This is a genomic window from Opitutales bacterium (assembly GCA_013215165.1).
Lineage (GTDB): Bacteria > Verrucomicrobiota > Verrucomicrobiia > Opitutales > JABSRG01 > JABSRG01.
The window spans coordinates 1-16,399 of record JABSRG010000072.1; the positions used below are offsets into that span (position 1 = coordinate 1).

Below are 16,399 nucleotides of genomic sequence, written 5' to 3' on the forward strand. Positions count from 1 at the left end.
GAAACCAAGCAAAGAAGCCCGGCAGGAAGACATTTTTATTGTCAACACTGGACTGTCGACATGTTCATGCAAAATCCAGGCTAGAGCTTCATACGACAGTGCCAGATCACCGTGAATACCAAGTATCTCGCTTGAACACCTAAATACTCATCGAATTCGGCAACCTATACCGCGGCCCCCTACTAAACAGAATGAAAAATGACTTGATAATAATTTCTGATGAGAGAGTGAAAAAAATGCCGGTCCTTGATTGCGGTGACCCAATTGTCCTACTGAACAATAAAGTTACTGACTTACACTATGGAAATTCGAAGATTTTTGTCAGACGCAGGGTATTCAATCTTCTCGTCGAAGCTCAGACGAGACTACCCCCACATTACAAGCTTTGTATTATTGAAGGTCACCGACCTTTGGAGCTCCAAACAGAATATTTTCAAAATCATCTTGCAAACATTCGATCCCTAAATCCTCACCTAGACGAAAGGGATAGCTATGATGAGGCATCTAAGTTTGTAGCGCCGCCAGATGTAGCACCTCATGCTACCGGTGGAGCAATTGATGTCACTATCCTCGACTCAGATAATAGACAAATCGAGATGGGCACACGGGTGGATGACGAACCCAGCCGTGTGGAGTATGCAACGTACACATATGCAAATAACATCTCCCATGAAGCCAAAAGAAACAGAAAAATCTTGGTAGATGCCATGGAAGGTGCGGGATTCATAAATTATCCTACCGAATGGTGGCATTGGTCCTATGGTGACAAATATTGGGCATTTCTGACCAAGCAAAAGAATGCAATTTTCGATTTCACAGATCCACAACCCCTACACAACAAAGACCTGAGCACCATCGGCAGAGCTAGAAGAAGATCGCATTAACCAAATTAAACCGACCGCGTGTGCCGCGGCTAGGGATGATAGAAACACTTGACACACATTGATACTGCATATGGTGTCAAGAAGTGATTGTTGTTGATACGAATGTGATTTACTCTGCCCTCAGATCTAGTCTCGGCGCCTCTTACATTCTTCTTGACTCCATATCTGAGGGCAAAGTCGATTACGCGGTATCAGCCGCCCTAGTATTCGAATACGAGGACGTCCTAAAACGTCCAAGTAACGGACTGGTTTTCACCGATTTTGAGATTGATGAGTTCTTAGATTCGATCATCTCGCTGAGCCATCGGTTCTCTCCTTATTTTCTATGGAGGCCCTTCCTCAAAGACCGGAAAGATGATATGGTTCTAGAGTTGGCAACTGTATCGAATTCAGAATTCATCGTCACATTTAACATCAAAGACTTTACAGGTTCAAAGAACCTCGGAGTAACCGCTATAACACCCTATGAATTTATCAGAAAGGAGAAGCTATTATGAGTTCATTAAGCCTCAGGCTGCCTGATTCGCTTCATCGGCACATCAAGGAATTTTCGGAGAGAGAGGGAGTATCAATCAATCAATTCATCTCTACAGCTGTGGCAGAAAAAATGTCTGCACTTTCAACAGAAAGTTATCTCGAGGAACGAGCTAAACGAGGGAATGGAGCGAAACTCAAGAAGCTCTTGCAGAAAGTCCCTTCGGCAGAGCCAGAGAAAGAAGATCGCATTAACTAAATTAAACCGAGCGCGTGTGCCGCGGCCAGAGATGATGCAGTCTCACAGCGCAGGACACGTTCACCTAGATGAACGAGCTTCCATCCGGCATCGCGGAATATGTCGCGCTCGCGTATGGTCCACCCGCGTTCTGAACCGATAGCGAATACGGGAATATTGGACCAAGGGTAGGCTTTGAGAGGAATTTCTGCTTCGTAATTGTCGAGCACTGCACCGGTGTTGTCCGAAACTTGAGCCAAGGCCATTTCAAGAGAGTCTACGAGGATGACCTCAGGTAAATACGTGCAGAAGGCTTGCTCGATGCCATCACGGACATGGCGTTGCCATTGATTGTCTGTCCAAAGTTTGCTCATGGCATAACTCTTCTCCCCGCGGTCAGACTGAAAAAAAAGCATACGACTTACGCCTAGTGTCGCCAAATTATTGAGTTGTTTCTGGACTGTCTGTGGGCGCGATAACCCAAGCAGAGCGGTGACGGATCGTGGCCGCTCTGGGCAACTGCCCCACTCCACTACGACGTCGAGCTTATCTCGATCTAAGTGCTCGATGCACGCTTTGCCCCGCGGGCCATTTTCAAGACCGACGTCAAAGCGATCTCCTCGGTTCATCTTCAAAACTTTGCGCACATGCTCATACTCGCGCGAACCCGACGCAAAGGACTGCCTAGAGTCGCGATTGCGAAACAATAACAAGTTCATGAGTAAATACAGGTCTTAGGAACTTCGACTCGCCAGCAAGGCGTCGACATCTCCTGACTCCATAGCATGCAACTTCAAGTAGATGCGCGCCGTGGCCATCGTTTTACCTGGAGTAGATTCTAGAGCTTCAAGAGTAGTCGCAAAGCGACGGATGGTCGGCTGGAGAAACAGTGTCTTCAATGGTACCTCACGCATGAAAATCTCCTGAACTTTCCATAGTATCCGTGTCGCCATCAGTGAGTGTCCTCCGATTTCAAAAAAATTGGCCTCTACTGAGGTCTGTTCACAGCTCAAAACATCCGACCAGATAGATTCGATGACTCTCTCAAGGTCATTTGTCGGTGGAACTAAAACGCTTTCATTACTGACGCTGCGCTCGTTCCAAAGAGCGATCAGGCCACCGCGGTCGATCTTGTTATGTCGGTTTAATTTAAACTCCTTCACTTCGACCCAAGCGGAAGGAATCATATAATCGGGAAGCGATTGAGCTAGTGCCTGAACCAGCGCCTCTTTATCCAGATTAGTATCGGGTTCGGTCTGAACAAAGACGACCAGACGCTTGCTACCATTCCCTTCGTCTATGGCTAGAGTAACCGCCTCTCTCACAGAGTTATCCGCTCGCAAGGTATTATCGATCTCGCCCAGCTCGATGCGAAAACCGCGCACTTTGACTTGGTTGTCCTTGCGTCCTAAAAATTCCAGGGTGCCGTCCTCGCACCAGCGCGCCACATCCCCGGAGTCATACATACGCGCGCCGGGATTTGAGGAGAATGGATCCGGCACGAAGCTTTCGGCCATAAGTTCGGGCAAATTCAAATAGCCTCGTGCCCCCCCATCTCCGCCGATGTAAAGCTGGCCAAACACGCCGACAGGCAGCGGATTCATGGATGCATCGAGGATATATGTTGTCGTGTTTGAAATCGGAATCCCAATCGATACCGAATGCCCCACATCCTCCGCGCCCCTCATAGTGTGACAGGCCGCAAAAGTCGTAGTCTCCGTCGGCCCATAGCCATTAATGAGTGCAACACCGGGCTCCCCTTCCAAAAGGCGTCGTGCATGAGGCGCCGAAATGATATCTCCCCCTACCAGCAACTCCTTGAGTCCTCGCAACACCTCAAGGCGCTCGTCAACCATGAGGTTAAACATCGCCGAGGTCAGATACATCGTGGTGATCCCCTGCATTTCGATCATTTCACTGAGCTTTTGAATCGATGGCTTCTCTGGTGGCATGATGACCAGCTGAGCGCCGTTGCAGACCGCGCCCCATATTTCAAACGTGGAGGCGTCGAATGACACGGGCGCTACTTCAAGAATCGTCTGGTGTGGCCCATACTTGAGGTAGTTAGTGTCGCGCACCAACCGCACCACGCCTCTGTGGGGAATCATGATCCCTTTAGGTTTACCAGTAGATCCAGAAGTGAAAGTAACATAGGCCAATCGATCAGGATCGATCGCCTGTGGCTTAAAGTCTGATGAGACCTTTAAATCCTTACTCCAATCCAACTCAGTCAGCCCATGTCCTCGGTGCTGTCCCAATATTTCAAGCGGTGCATATACCACTTTCACCTTTGCATCCGCAAAGAGCCCATGCAGCCGTTGAGTCGGGTCAGCCTCATCAAAGGGCAAATAATACCCGCCTGCCTTTATCACTCCGAGCAGGCCGACTATCATTGGAATGGACCGGCGCGCGCAGACTGCAACACCCATATCGGGAGTTATACCAATGCTCTGAAAATAGGCTGCCCATTCATTCGAGATAACATCCAATTCGCGGTAGCTCATCTGCTCAGTCTCTGTCTTCAGCGCGATGGCATCGGGATAAGCCATCGCCATCTCTCCAAACAAATCTGCCAGACTACTCGAACTAGGGTATGATGTGTTAGTCCGATTCCGTTCACGGACTACGAGATCTAAATCCGTGCCGGTAGCGAATGGCAGCTCACCCTCTTCAGTTTCTGGATTTGAAGAAATGGCGTCAAGCAACAAACAAAAACCCTTGAGAAACCGATCCACAGTCGAGGGATTAAAAAGCGCCGTCGCAAACTCAACTTCGAGCCGTAAACCCGAATCTAGGCGTTCCGCCATCAGGGTAAAATCGAATCGCGCTGTGTGGGTCGGCGTATCCACCCGTCGCATCTGTATATCTCCTAAATCGATTTGGTCGCGGTATGAAGTCAGGAGGGAGAAGCAGACCTGGAAAAGTGGATTAATTCCCATGTCGCGCTCTGGAGCCAAGACCTCAACCAACTTCTCGAAAGGGACACTTTGATGGTCCTGAGACGCACGCACCTCGGCCCCTGTGGCGTTCAATAAATCGTTGAAGCGCATACGAGCGTGTGGCTGCGCTCTATAAACAACCGTGTTGGTGAAAAAACCGACTAATTCTTCGATCTCCTTTAGGGGGCGATTGGCCACCGGACAACCGACTGCGAAGTCCCCCTGCCCAGTCATTCGGAAGAGGATGGCATTGAAAGCCGCCAAGAGCACACTGAACAACGTATTGCCCGTTTCGCGTGCAAGAGTGTCCAGTCGCTCAGCGGTACTTTCCTCGAGAACGCGCTTCACTGTTGCTCCACTAAAATCCTGCTGGCTCGGCCGAGGATAGTCGTTCGGCATCGTCAATACCGGAGTGCCCGAAAGTCTCTCTTTCCAATATTCCATGGAACGTTGAAAGTCCTCTGACTCTGTCCAAGTGCGCTGCCAGCAAGCGAAATCAGCGTATTGCCAACTGAGTTCCGGAAGCTGCGAATCTCGACCTATGCGATAAGCCGAAACAAAGTCTTGGATCAGGACACCAGAAGACCAGTCGTCCGTTACCGCATGATGCAGAACAAGAAGGAATATCGCGTTTCCGTCTTCTCTGTGGACAAGTGAAGCTCTCACCAAAGCGTCTCGCTCAAGAGCAAAGGGTGTATCAATCTGTTTGTTCAGAATTGAGGTATAGTCGTCATCATCATCACAGGTGAACTCGTTCAGCTCGATAGATACCTCAGGACGGATGACTTGAATACCTGCGCCATCCTTTGATGCAAAGTGGGTGCGTAGAGATTCGTGCCTCTGAATGACCGCATTGAGGGCTGATTGAAGAGCACTCACGTCAGCATCACCCTCTATCTCCATCGCAGCGACGACATGATATGCTGTCGAAGACTCAGGCTCTAGCTGTGAGAGAAACCAAACACGCTCCTGGGCAAAAGACATCGGTAAAGAGCCCGAACGATCAGCCTTGGGAAGCGCCTCAGAGCTCGTAGGTTTCGCTAGAAAATCAATAATTCTGTCTCTGTTCGCCTTGATGCGTCCCAAGAGCTCGGGATCAAGGTATCCCGGTGGAGCCTGTAGCTTGAGCTTTCCCTCCTTCAAGCTAAGCGATGCACCCTGGGCACTTAACTCGTTTATCAGGGCAAGTAGATTGGCAGAATCCATGTGGTATTCAGCTAATTATGGGCTCGAAAGAAGCGAAACTTTTCGCTCGCAAGACAAAGATGTTTTGAAGTGACCTCACAGTAAGATTTTCAGTTGTATCTCCTTTCTCGCGGCATTTCTCCGGCAGTCGTCACCTATACAACATCAGTAGTCCAACGAAACTTTAATTGCTTTCGAATGGCTTACTAGAGTGACACTGCTGCGATCCATGATTGGAATTTGTATCTATGCTTAAAATGCTGATCGTCATCTGCACCACCTCGGGGCTGCTCATAGAATGCCCTCCGGTTTTGGGACAGATTTACGAGGAATCTCCAATGCGTTATTCGCGTCGTCGAGCAAACGGGGCAATCACAGATTGGGAATATGCCATTCAACGGGGCAATGTAGAATTTAATGCGACAACGCATGAGGAAGCACGCGACGCTGTTTTAGAGCGCCTGGGAGTCGACCCGGCATCGCAAATTCTGGTTTACAGTCAAACAAGTTTCCAAAATTCACACATAAGTGCTGAGACACCACGTGCTCTTTATTTCAATGAGGACCATCACATTGGCTGGGTAAAAGGCGGCGATGTCGAGCTGGCCACTATCGATCCAAAAATCGGAATGGCCTTTTATCAAATTGGCCTTCCCAAGCCTGGAGATGGAGCTCTGCGCCATACCCTTTTTAATCGCAATCCTGATTGCCTGTTCTGTCATGCAGGCACGGAAACTACACCATATCCTGGCCTAGTCGCCCATTCTGTCTTCGCCACTCGAACCGGCGCACAGATTCTCAGAGATCAGTCTTACAACGTGGACCACCGCACTCCGATCCAACCCCGAGCGTCCGCTGTATCGTGATATGGAGGCAGCGGATATTCCACGCTTGGATGCATTGGGACGGCGACGTGATTTTCACTCTTTTAGAGGCACCTTTGCTACGTCTCTAGCAGCCCATGGAGTTGCGCCGCGCGTTGCTCAAGAATTGATGCGTTACAGGGATCCTCAGCTGACGGCAAAAGTCTATACAGACACCTTTGAATTGCCTGTTTTGAACGCGGTAAATTCGCTGCCTTGGATCGAAAATTCGGCAAAAACCCACAAATAGACCCACAAAAGGGGGACTCACATAGGCAAAATCTGTCGCAATCTGACCCGCTATCATTCCCGCAACCTGATCGTAAATCTACTGATAATCAGGGCTTTATGCCAGATCTGGCAGCCACTGGCATGGATGGACAAATGGTGGAGGTGGCGGGAGTTGAACCCGCGTCCCTGTGGTTTTCCTAATAGGCTTCTACGCGTGTAGTCGGTTGTTTGATGTCACCGGAGCGGCGGGAAGCGACACCCTTCGCTGCGGTCAGCCCGCTAGATACTGGTTCCATACAGCGGGCAGCATGGTCCAGTTGCTCTCTAGTCGTCGCCCCACTCCCCTAGAGAGCATCAGGGGTAGGACGGGCTACGATAAACTATGCAGCCATGGGAAGAGATTCTTCGCCATTTAGTTTTTTTGATCTCCTTGATAACGGAGCCAGGTGATCAACTCCGACGCGCCACCCAAAAGTACGATCACAGGTCGAATCCAAAAACACCCCCCCCTGAGCCGTCATTTGGTGGTTATACCAATGAACAGAATGAAAATACTAACGCAGGAATTGTAGTTGGAAAGGCAAAAAGGTTATTTGACATTTTTATTGTCATTTAGATTGACATGGAAATTTGTTACCACATCTCATCTCAACATGCACAAAGGATCTTTCGATCTAGCGCGACCTCCGCGATTCTACAAACAACACCTATTGCTCTCAGATCGCGTAGGCTACTTCACTGAACTCACAAAGAGATATGGAGACTTCATTCTCTCCCGAGGTCTCATGGATTTTTACGTCCTCAATCATCCAGATCTAGTAAAGGTTGTCCTGACACGCACACACCAAGAATTTGATAAGAATAGCCCGGTCTATGGACGTTTTAGAAACGCTTTCGGCAAAGGACTTGTGACCGCAGAGGGTGTAGCCTGGAAGCGGCAGCGCAAATTGTTGAATGACACTTTCCAAAGACGTTCTGTGGCAAATTTTTTCACCTCTATTGAGAAGGCATCGATGTCACTTGTAGAGGGTTTGGCCTCCCATGCCAAAGTGGGTAAGGCTGTTCCCGTGGCTCATCTACTTGCCGATACTTCCCTCCGAATAATAGGTGAGGCACTCTTCAGTTTCGAATTTGAGCCGCGCTTAGCAAAGATCAGGAAATGGACTGAGTCTATCAATCATTACAGCGCACGCTTGCCCATTCCAATCCTATCTCAACCATGGAGTCCTACGCCATCAAACATAAGGCTTCGTCTTGCTTTGAATGGCTTCGGAACATTCCTTGATGCTTTACTTAAAGAGCGAGCAAAAGCACCTCCTAAAGACGACTTGCTCTATCACTTATACAGCGAGATGGAGCGAGAATCTGACAGCGGCATCGATCCAAATATCATTGCTGATGAGGTTTTAGGAATTGTCATCGGCGGACATGAAACCACAGCCAATGCCATGGTTTGGTGTCTCTATGAAATTGCGCGGCACCCAAAGATACAGCACCAAATTGTTGATGAGTTATCTATTCGGGCCATTGATTACCAGAGTATTACTGAACTGATCTATTTAAAAGCAGTGATACAGGAAGCGCTGCGACTGCACCCCCCTTTCTGGTTTGAGAATCGCAACGTTAGTCAAGTGATTGAACTGGGCGGTAAAGAAATACCTGAAGGCACGATGGTGGCATTTAGCCGCTACAGTCTACACCGGCATTCTGATTTCTGGACTGAGCCAGAAAGCTTTAACCCTGAACGTTTCATGCCAGGAAATAAAGAAAACAGCCACTCAACATATGCCTACATTCCATTCGGTGGCGGTCCGCGCGTATGTATCGGCCGCCACATGGCCATGTTGGAAATCATGACACTGATAGCTGTTGTCTTGGTAAATTATTCTATCTCGATTGTCGATAACCATTCACTTAGGACGAAGGCAACCCTGACCATCGAACCAAGCTGCGGCCTGCCACTCATTTTTAAACAAAGATAATACTCAGCGTTTTATTATGAATCGATTTCCTTACATCCCCGACTACATTAATAACAAGTTCAGAGTCGAGAAACAGCGTCTAGACTACATCTTCCTAAGACCCCCGCTACTGATCCTCTATTTTATTCTTAGAGTCATCATTTTTCCCTTAAAATATATCTTCCATCGCAAGCCAATTGGTTTTGAGGGCCGGCTTATCGACACCGCGCTTGCATTTGGCTTCAAATACTTTGCATCACACGACGCCGTTGAACTCATAGTGCGCCACATTCAACTCGAACCTATCCTCTACCGCTATTTACTCATTGGCCACCCAGATATCAAACCTCCGGAAAAACAACTCAACGGCATCCACGGAAAATACGACTTAAACGACATTTCGGATCTCGTGAGAAATAATGTCACGATCGCACATGATGAGCTCTCATATGAGCTCGTTGACAGGTTCGACAAAGAAATATTCCTCCAGAACCTAGAAGAAATCCGTGCTTCGCGGCCAATTAATCATATGAACTTGGGCAAAGAAGTCATTGATGTAAATCGCAAGCACTCTCTGCAGTGGTTTGGATGCACGACTGTGGTAATGTTTATTGTATTCGTCATTACACTTTTCGCCGATCTGCGCACGACCGTGAAAGCGCTCAACTCCTTCGGCTCTGACTCCATTTTACTGTGGGCAATGAAACACATTTATCAGGATCATCCAGAAGTGATGACTGACCTCGATTTCTACTTACAAGTTTACAGTAATCGAAGTCACTATAACAGCAGTGCATTCTTCTCAGATCCGAGCCAATACCTCTACTACCATATCGTATTTGATGAGTTCGCATACGACACGCTGATAAATCGACCCGCAGGCCCAATGGGCAATAGATCCTAATAAACGATGGATGCCTACATCACTTCAACCGGTTCGTTTCTTCCAGGTCCGGCACGGGAAAATTACGAAATCGCTGACATATTGGGTACCCTTGAGCATGAGGGGCCGATACGAGAAAAGATTCTTCGGACCAACGGAATTCGCCGACGTCACTACGCAACGGATTCCGACCAAGAGTCCACGATGGATGTTTACGATCTGGGTGTGTGTGCTGCACGAGCATGCCTGACTAAAGCGTCGGGAATAGGAATACATCAGCCGACATACATCGGAGCAGGAACAACCTACGCTCCGTTTTCCGGTCCGGGGATCGCCTCGACTATACACGAACGTATCAGCTCTGCAAAAACGATAGAGCATGCAGTGGAAATTCAGAGCTTCTCTGGCATTTGTTCGTCATCTGCTCAAGCCATTGTCGCGGCTTCTCGAGCAATCCGGTCTGAAGATCATACGTTGGCGTTAGTCATTGGGACGGAGCATGCGTCAAGAATATTGAAATCCTCATACATTCAGCTTCCAGAGACTTACGATTCTAACCAGACGTTGAGGAAAACCAGTTGGTTCATGTCAGTCTTTTTGAGGAGTATGCTGTCGGACGGAGCAGGTGCAGCCCTGATTCAAAACTCACCGGGAGAAGGTCCATGGGCTCTACGCGTAAATTGGACACACTCCCGTTCTTTTGCTCATCAGACCGAACGCTGTATGACCCTTGAAACTGACTCAGGCAGACTGTCGCAGGATGTTGACGTCCTCGCCAAATACATGCGCCCCTGCATCGATGAGTTTCTGGATTCAGCAATGACGACGAACAAAGACAGTCTTGATGAATACAGTTGGGTACTACCGCATCTCTCTTCCTTCTTTTTCAAGCGACAGCTGTTGAGCCGACTCAAAGGTGTGTCAGGTGAAGCACTACCCTATTGGACGAATCTCGAAACCGCGGGTAATACTGGCGCAGCCAGCATATTCATCATGCTCGATGAATTCATGGAAGAACGTGGGTATGCACTCAATCATGGAGACCGCCTATTGTTATTTGTACCCGAATCTAGCCATTTTAATTTCGTACTATTGAGTCTCACTGTTATTAGGCCATGACCCGTGCGCATAAAAAACGCCTCGCAATTATCGGTGCCGGAAGCAGTGGGCTTGTCACGCTCAAGTATGCCCTCGATCTATTACCTGATTGGGAAGTGACGTGTTTTGAAAAAGGTAACGATGTTCGCGGAAGTTGGGGTTTCCCATATCAAGGATTTGTTTCCACCTCCACCAAGTTTGCTACTCAGTTCGCGTGTTATCCAAAATTTTCAGCAATTTGCGAAGGCTCTCAAGAATCGCCAAAAGACTTCTTTATGGACGGAGAGTATGGTGACTATTTGGAGGAATTCGCCGAAAATTTCGGCCTTAAGGCTTACATTCGCTTTCACATATCAGTCAAAGGACTTGTGAAGTCTGAATCCAATTGGCAAATCATGCTCCAAAACGATCAATCGGAGACCAGCACCGAAACTTTTGATGCAGTCTTCGTATGCACAGGCTTAGCAAATAGATCCAAATTGATACACACTACGCTCCCGACTCTGCGAAAGGTTGAGCACCCTGAAACAATACAAAACCAGAAGATTGTAATCGTCGGCGGAGGCGAATCAGCAGTCGATACGGCGAGCCGTCTCGCAGATCCAGCGTTGAAAAATCAAGTGTGGCTATCGTTGCGTTCAGGCATCCGGGTGAGCCCTCGATATCACCCAATTCGAGGTGTACCCTCAGACTATCTCCGCAATCGACTATTACTCTCAATAAGCCCACAATTTCGAAATGCGTTAGGCGAATTTTTTGTTCGGACACGTGTGAAATATGAGGACCTTTTCCAAAAGTCTTTTGCCGGTAAGCATACATCAAAGAAGAAGCGAGGCAATCGATCCAAAGACTGGAATCTCAAGTTAATGCGCCATGCGCGAGGCAAATTGTTCAATGTGTTTCACACGAAAAGTGATACCTTCCTCGACTATGTAGACTCTGGACGCATCCAAATCGTTGGACCTTCAAAAGACCATACATTTGATGAGTTCAAGGCATTCGGATCGGAAGGCCCTGATATCAAAATCGGACCCAACCTGGTCGTTGATCAAACTGGATATAAATCAGCATTGGACGAGATTACCGAATCACGCATCGATGTTAGTCATTTCTACCGTGGCTGTATTCATTCTACATACCCATTCATTTTTCTGATCGGATTCGCGCGGCCGGTGATTGGCAACATCCCAAGTATCGCAGAAATTCAGGCGCAATACGCGCTCTCAGTCTTATCCGGAGTCATTTCGCGCACCTCAAACATTAAGCAGAAGCACCAGGAAGAGCGGCGTCAGATCGAGATGAGATTTCCACACCTGACGATCAATAAGCTCTTGCCCGTAGAAATGTTTCCATACTGCGATGCCATTGCACGCGATATGGGCCGGTACCCCACTATTCGATCAACTGGATCAATAAGAAACTGGATACGCCTGCATCTCGCTCCCGCCAGCACCCTTCATTATGCATCGGAAATCAAACCAGAAAACCAGATGTGCTATCTGCCTAAGGTACTGTGCTTGGTCCTATTCTTAATACGCTGCACGGACCTTGTAAATTCCTGGATTTCATCCGTTAAGAAAAAGAAAATATGAAAACAATTACGGAATCCGAAGCAAAGGCGATGTTGGGGCAGGTACGTTGGTGGGATGTGCGGGCACCGGGGGAGTATCGGGCAGAACACATTGAGGGGACGGAGAATGTGCCTCTGGATGTCATTAATCGTGGGGGTGAGTGGCCTAAGGGTGAGGGGCCAATCGTGCTTTCCTGCCTGTCCGGGAAACTTTCGGAAGCTGCAGCTGGGGTATTGGAGGCGCAAGGTCACTTGGATGTTTACTCGCTTTCGGGGGGTATCGAGGCATGGAAGGCTGCAGGTTTTTCAACGATCAAGGGCTCCGGGACGATCAGTATTGAGCGGCAGGTGAGGATCGCTGCGGGCACTCTTGTCGCTGCTTTTTCGATTTTGGGCCTGACCGTGCACTCTGGCTTCTTCGGTGTTCCGATTTTCGTGGGGTGTGGGTTGGTATTCGCCGGCGTGACAGATACTTGTGGAATGGGGCTCATATTAGCGAGGATGCCTTGGAACCGTTAGGCATGCTCCTCGAGTGAACGCATCCTAATCTGCGGACATAGATCAAGTTTTCCTCAATTCACCTATTAGCTGGGCGAATGTTTGGGGCGTCATGCCAAAAAATCCTGCTCTTCTAAAATCATTATCACTGGCCTTACTGGCTTGTTTGTTATTTCCCGCCGTTATTTTTGCTGCCGCACCAGGGGTCTCTGATGATAAAATCGTATTAGGCCAAACTGCGGCGACCGACGGGCCTGCCTCAGCATTAGGCAGTGGGATGCAATATGGCCTCCAATTGTGGTTCGATCACGTGAATAGCACAGGTGGCATACATGGCCGCACAATCGAACTCACTACTTACAACGATGGCTACGAGCCAGTTCAGGCATTGGATAATGCTAAGAAACTAGTCGAAGAGGACAGCGTCTTTGCACTGATCGGCGGTGTCGGCACACCCACTGCGAAAGCAGTTGTCCCTTTCGTCGAGTCAGCTCAAGTTCCCTTCATCGGACCCTTCACCGGGGCGGGGTTCCTACGCGATCCCGATCTAAACTGGGTGGTTAATGTGCGAGCGAGCTATAATCAAGAAATGGAAGCTCTTGTTGCCCACTTGCATGATGAGCTGGGCTATGACCGCATTGGAATTTTTTACCAAAACGATGGCTATGGCCAAGCTGGGCTCTCTGGACTCCAAGCAGCCATGGAACGCCGTGGCCTTGAGATCTCACAAGAAGCAACCTATGAACGCAACACGCTCGCCGTTAAAAAGGGCGTCTTGGCCTTCCGCAAGGATCCGCCGCAAGCGATTGTTATGGAGGGTGCATACAAGCCGCGTGCCGAATTTATCCGTGTAGCACGCCGCGCTAAGATCACCGACACGCTCTTTTGTAATATATCCTTTGTAGGCACCCGCGCATTATTTGCAGACTTGGGCGGTGATGCGTCCGATGTTTTAATCTCACAGGTCATGCCCGACCCAAGACTTAAGGGCCTTCCATTCGTCTCGGAATACCTGGACCTTTTGGCAAAATCCGGGAGCAATCATGAGCCCGATTGGATTTCTCTAGAAGGGTTCGCAGTAGGTAAGCTCTTTACCGAAGCTTTGAGCAAATTGGGTAACGATGTCACCCGAAGTGGATTTATGGAGGCTATTGCAGCGACGGGGACATTTGATCTCGGCGGCGTCGTTCTCGAATTCAGTGACAATGACAGTCAAGGCATGAACGATGTCTATATGACGGCGTTCAAGTCGGGCGAGATCGTAGACCTGTAAGCATTCGCCGCGGAGCTAAATTTTTAGAAACGTGAAAAGCACTTTCTCGAAGTTACGAAGACTCGGCTTAAAACGGCAGCTCGCTTTGTCTTTTGGGCTTCTAATCTTACTGACGGGTGGGATCAGTGCGCTCGCGTTCAGCACGTTGGTTAATCTCAACACAAGTCTGGAAAGCACCGTAGCCAGTCTTGAGGAGTCGCGCCAAAAAGAGGCGTCCCTTCTCAAGAGCAGCCTGCTTAGAGAGGAAACGCTAGACGGTCTGATACAATCTCCAGATCACGAGTCTGTCGAAGGTCTCTGGGAGACAAATGGCCCCTCTTTTTCAAGTGGAAACCACGTGCTAAAGGATCTGAAAACAGCGCGTATTTCAGCGCTCGATCAGTTGGATAGTCTACGCGCTCTACATGGAGATCTCATGATTGATAGCGATATCATGAATGAAGCGATCAGCTCATTAATCGAATATCTCCGTACGGCTCAGACAGATGCTATCTTCCAAAGGTTCGGAGAGATCCGTTCGACTCTCGATAACAATAACGATGATTCTCTGGCGAAAATTTCAGCCTTGTTTGACCAAACCACAGAAAAATACGGCCAGCTATACACTGCCATCACCCTGGTTCTCGACATATCGAATAATATTCGTGCTGCAGAAAGTCGCATAGGCACAGATAGACTTACCATTTCCCGTGCGAACTTAGCCACATTACGCGAAAATCTTAGCTCACATTTAAAGGGGTCTGCCGAGGGATTCTCAACAGAGCTCCTCAGTCGCGCTCAATCAGCTCTGTCAGCGCTGACTGAAGATCGTCTAGATTTGCTGCTACGCGATGACGGTTCTGGCGATTTTGAGGCGCTGATTGCTGAACTCACCAGCCTACGCGTGGACATAGCTCTAACCGTCGACGATGCTGTGTTTGAAAATATACTACAGCTCGATGATCTTATTTCGTCGATCAGCTCGATCAATCAAGAGACTTTCGATACCTTATCGTCGTTCCGGAGCATCGTCCGTGAACTGAGCGAACAGGCCCAGAACCTCGATGAAAAAGCTGGCATACTCCGCTCGGAGCTCCAGCGGACCAAAGACCTTGTTCTAGAGGTCGTCAATCAATCCATTTCACTCGAAGAACTCGATTCCGCGAGAGACTCAATCGAACAGTCATTCAGTGTTCTCGACCCCTCATGGCAAGCAATTGAGGCGGGCTTACAGCAATCAGCAATCAACCTGCAGCTGACTGAAGACTCGACATTCTCAAGCCTACACAATGCAGCGAAACAAGCGGTTGAACAGGTCCGCACATCGGCAACTCGAGTCCTCCCCTCCTTGGCTCAAAACCGGGAATCTCGTGAAGCATTTTTAACGGCAGCATTAAGAGCTCAAAACTGGATCAAAGCACAAGGGGCCGAGGCCGATGCCGAGATCGCTGAGATTGGTCATTTCATCAGTGCACAAATCGACTCGAGTATTCGGACTGCGTCTTCATCGCGGAAGGCACTCCTCGTTTCGAGCATCGGGGCGATCAGTGTAGCAATTCTCATGGCCTTGATCCTTCCTCGTGCAATTGTCGCTGCAGTATCGCGTGCGACTGGATCTATCGATGGGGCTAGGACGGGATTTGCACAAGCGTCCGATGGCATCACCCACCACAGTGATCAACTCAAGAAGCAGGCAGATGGCCATGCGGTGCAGACGCAACAAATACATCGACAGCTCACTCAGATTTCTGAGGAGATTTCGCTGGCTCGCGGGAAGACATCAGAGACGTCACAGATCATTAGCCATACCCAGGAACAGAGCAGAGCAGCCAATCGGCTCATGCAAGACTTAGCCACCGCGATGTCTGAAATCAGAGAAGCTTCCGAAGACGCTAAACGCGTTACCAGCGACATCCACACCATCGCGTTCCAAACCAACATCCTAGCCCTCAACGCGGCCGTTGAAGCTGCGCGAGCAGGTGAGCAAGGAGCTGGATTTGCAGTCGTCGCAGACGAAGTACGGGCGCTTTCCATGCGTTCCGCAGACGCCTCGGGCAACACCGCACGCATCCTGACTAAAATCGATGACCAAATTTCTAAAAATACGGAATCTGTTGAGAAATTAGCAGACGACTTTCTCCGCCTTAACGAGCAAATCGCCGATGCTGTGAATCGCCTTACCAGTATGGAATCGTCTGCCAAGGAGCATGAGTCCACCCTCCAAGAAGTCTGTAATCTACTAAGCAATTTCACAGCCATCCCATAGGGATGCGCTAAAAAATTAAAAAGTGGTTGGCTCTGGCGGACTTCCGATCAAGGAAGT

Annotated in this window: 14 protein-coding genes and 1 other RNA gene; 12 read left to right on the forward strand and 3 right to left on the reverse strand. The window is 49.0% G+C overall.

All coding sequences use genetic code 11. The features are described from left to right. Positions 1 to 191 precede the first annotated feature (191 nt). The 3 genes from HRU10_13400 (at position 192) to HRU10_13410 (ending at position 1,617) form a co-directional block, all read left to right on the forward strand. Positions 192 to 884 (forward strand): M15 family metallopeptidase, encoded by a 693-nt coding sequence (locus HRU10_13400; protein NRA28226.1) that lies wholly within the window; start codon positions 192 to 194, stop codon positions 882 to 884. A gap of 68 nt (positions 885 to 952) precedes the next feature. Further along, on the forward strand, positions 953 to 1,381 hold the full coding sequence (locus HRU10_13405) for a putative toxin-antitoxin system toxin component, PIN family (protein ID NRA28227.1): 429 nt from the start codon (positions 953 to 955) through the stop codon (positions 1,379 to 1,381). Next, complete coding sequence (locus HRU10_13410) at positions 1,378 to 1,617, forward strand: toxin-antitoxin system HicB family antitoxin (GenBank protein ID NRA28228.1); 240 nt, start codon at positions 1,378 to 1,380, stop codon at positions 1,615 to 1,617. Before HRU10_13405 ends, HRU10_13410 begins: the two co-directional genes overlap by 4 nt. On the opposite strand, the gene HRU10_13415 is transcribed toward HRU10_13410, so the two are convergent. Together HRU10_13415 and HRU10_13420 are read right to left on the reverse strand one after the other, a co-directional pair. After that, positions 1,614 to 2,315 carry a 16S rRNA (uracil(1498)-N(3))-methyltransferase gene (locus HRU10_13415; protein ID NRA28229.1) on the reverse strand — a complete coding sequence of 234 codons (702 nt, stop codon included), beginning with the start codon at positions 2,313 to 2,315 and terminating at the stop codon, positions 1,614 to 1,616. The genes HRU10_13410 and HRU10_13415 overlap by 4 nt on opposite strands. Before the next feature lie 15 nt (positions 2,316 to 2,330). Beyond that, positions 2,331 to 5,741, reverse strand: a complete 3,411-nt coding sequence (locus HRU10_13420) for an amino acid adenylation domain-containing protein (GenBank protein ID NRA28230.1) — start codon at positions 5,739 to 5,741, stop codon at positions 2,331 to 2,333. A 227-nt stretch (positions 5,742 to 5,968) separates the two neighbouring features. Here HRU10_13420 and HRU10_13425 point away from each other — a divergent pair, with 227 nt between their 5' ends. Together HRU10_13425 and HRU10_13430 are read left to right on the forward strand one after the other, a co-directional pair. Further along, positions 5,969 to 6,586, forward strand: a complete 618-nt coding sequence (locus HRU10_13425) for a hypothetical protein (protein NRA28231.1) — start codon at positions 5,969 to 5,971, stop codon at positions 6,584 to 6,586. Between the two features lies 1 nt (position 6,587). Next, the gene (locus HRU10_13430) at positions 6,588 to 6,833 is read left to right on the forward strand and encodes a tyrosine-type recombinase/integrase (GenBank protein NRA28232.1); all 246 of its coding nucleotides are present in this window, start codon (positions 6,588 to 6,590) and stop codon (positions 6,831 to 6,833) included. A 135-nt stretch (positions 6,834 to 6,968) separates the two neighbouring features. Here the strand turns inward: HRU10_13430 and ssrA are convergent. Next, positions 6,969 to 7,321, reverse strand: a transfer-messenger RNA (tmRNA) gene (ssrA, locus tag HRU10_13435). A gap of 146 nt (positions 7,322 to 7,467) precedes the next feature. On the opposite strand from ssrA, the gene HRU10_13440 reads away from it, so the two are divergent. The 7 genes from HRU10_13440 (at position 7,468) to HRU10_13470 (ending at position 16,342) form a co-directional block, all read left to right on the forward strand. Then, positions 7,468 to 8,796 (forward strand): cytochrome P450, encoded by a 1,329-nt coding sequence (locus HRU10_13440; protein NRA28233.1) that lies wholly within the window; start codon positions 7,468 to 7,470, stop codon positions 8,794 to 8,796. Between the two features lie 16 nt (positions 8,797 to 8,812). After that, positions 8,813 to 9,679, forward strand: coding sequence for a hypothetical protein (locus tag HRU10_13445; GenBank protein NRA28234.1), 867 nt, complete (start codon positions 8,813 to 8,815; stop codon positions 9,677 to 9,679). A gap of 6 nt (positions 9,680 to 9,685) precedes the next feature. Next, positions 9,686 to 10,777: a hypothetical protein gene (locus HRU10_13450; GenBank protein NRA28235.1), complete on the forward strand. Its 1,092-nt coding sequence runs from the start codon at positions 9,686 to 9,688 to the stop codon at positions 10,775 to 10,777. Continuing rightward, complete coding sequence (locus HRU10_13455; protein ID NRA28236.1) at positions 10,774 to 12,348, forward strand: NAD(P)-binding domain-containing protein; 1,575 nt, start codon at positions 10,774 to 10,776, stop codon at positions 12,346 to 12,348. The genes HRU10_13450 and HRU10_13455 overlap by 4 nt, the downstream gene beginning before the upstream one ends. Continuing rightward, complete coding sequence (locus HRU10_13460) at positions 12,345 to 12,845, forward strand: rhodanese-like domain-containing protein (protein NRA28237.1); 501 nt, start codon at positions 12,345 to 12,347, stop codon at positions 12,843 to 12,845. The genes HRU10_13455 and HRU10_13460 overlap by 4 nt, the downstream gene beginning before the upstream one ends. Before the next feature lie 91 nt (positions 12,846 to 12,936). Then, positions 12,937 to 14,097 (forward strand): ABC transporter substrate-binding protein, encoded by a 1,161-nt coding sequence (locus tag HRU10_13465; protein ID NRA28238.1) that lies wholly within the window; start codon positions 12,937 to 12,939, stop codon positions 14,095 to 14,097. A 31-nt stretch (positions 14,098 to 14,128) separates the two neighbouring features. After that, complete coding sequence (locus tag HRU10_13470) at positions 14,129 to 16,342, forward strand: hypothetical protein (protein ID NRA28239.1); 2,214 nt, start codon at positions 14,129 to 14,131, stop codon at positions 16,340 to 16,342. The last annotated feature ends 57 nt before the right edge of the window (positions 16,343 to 16,399 follow it).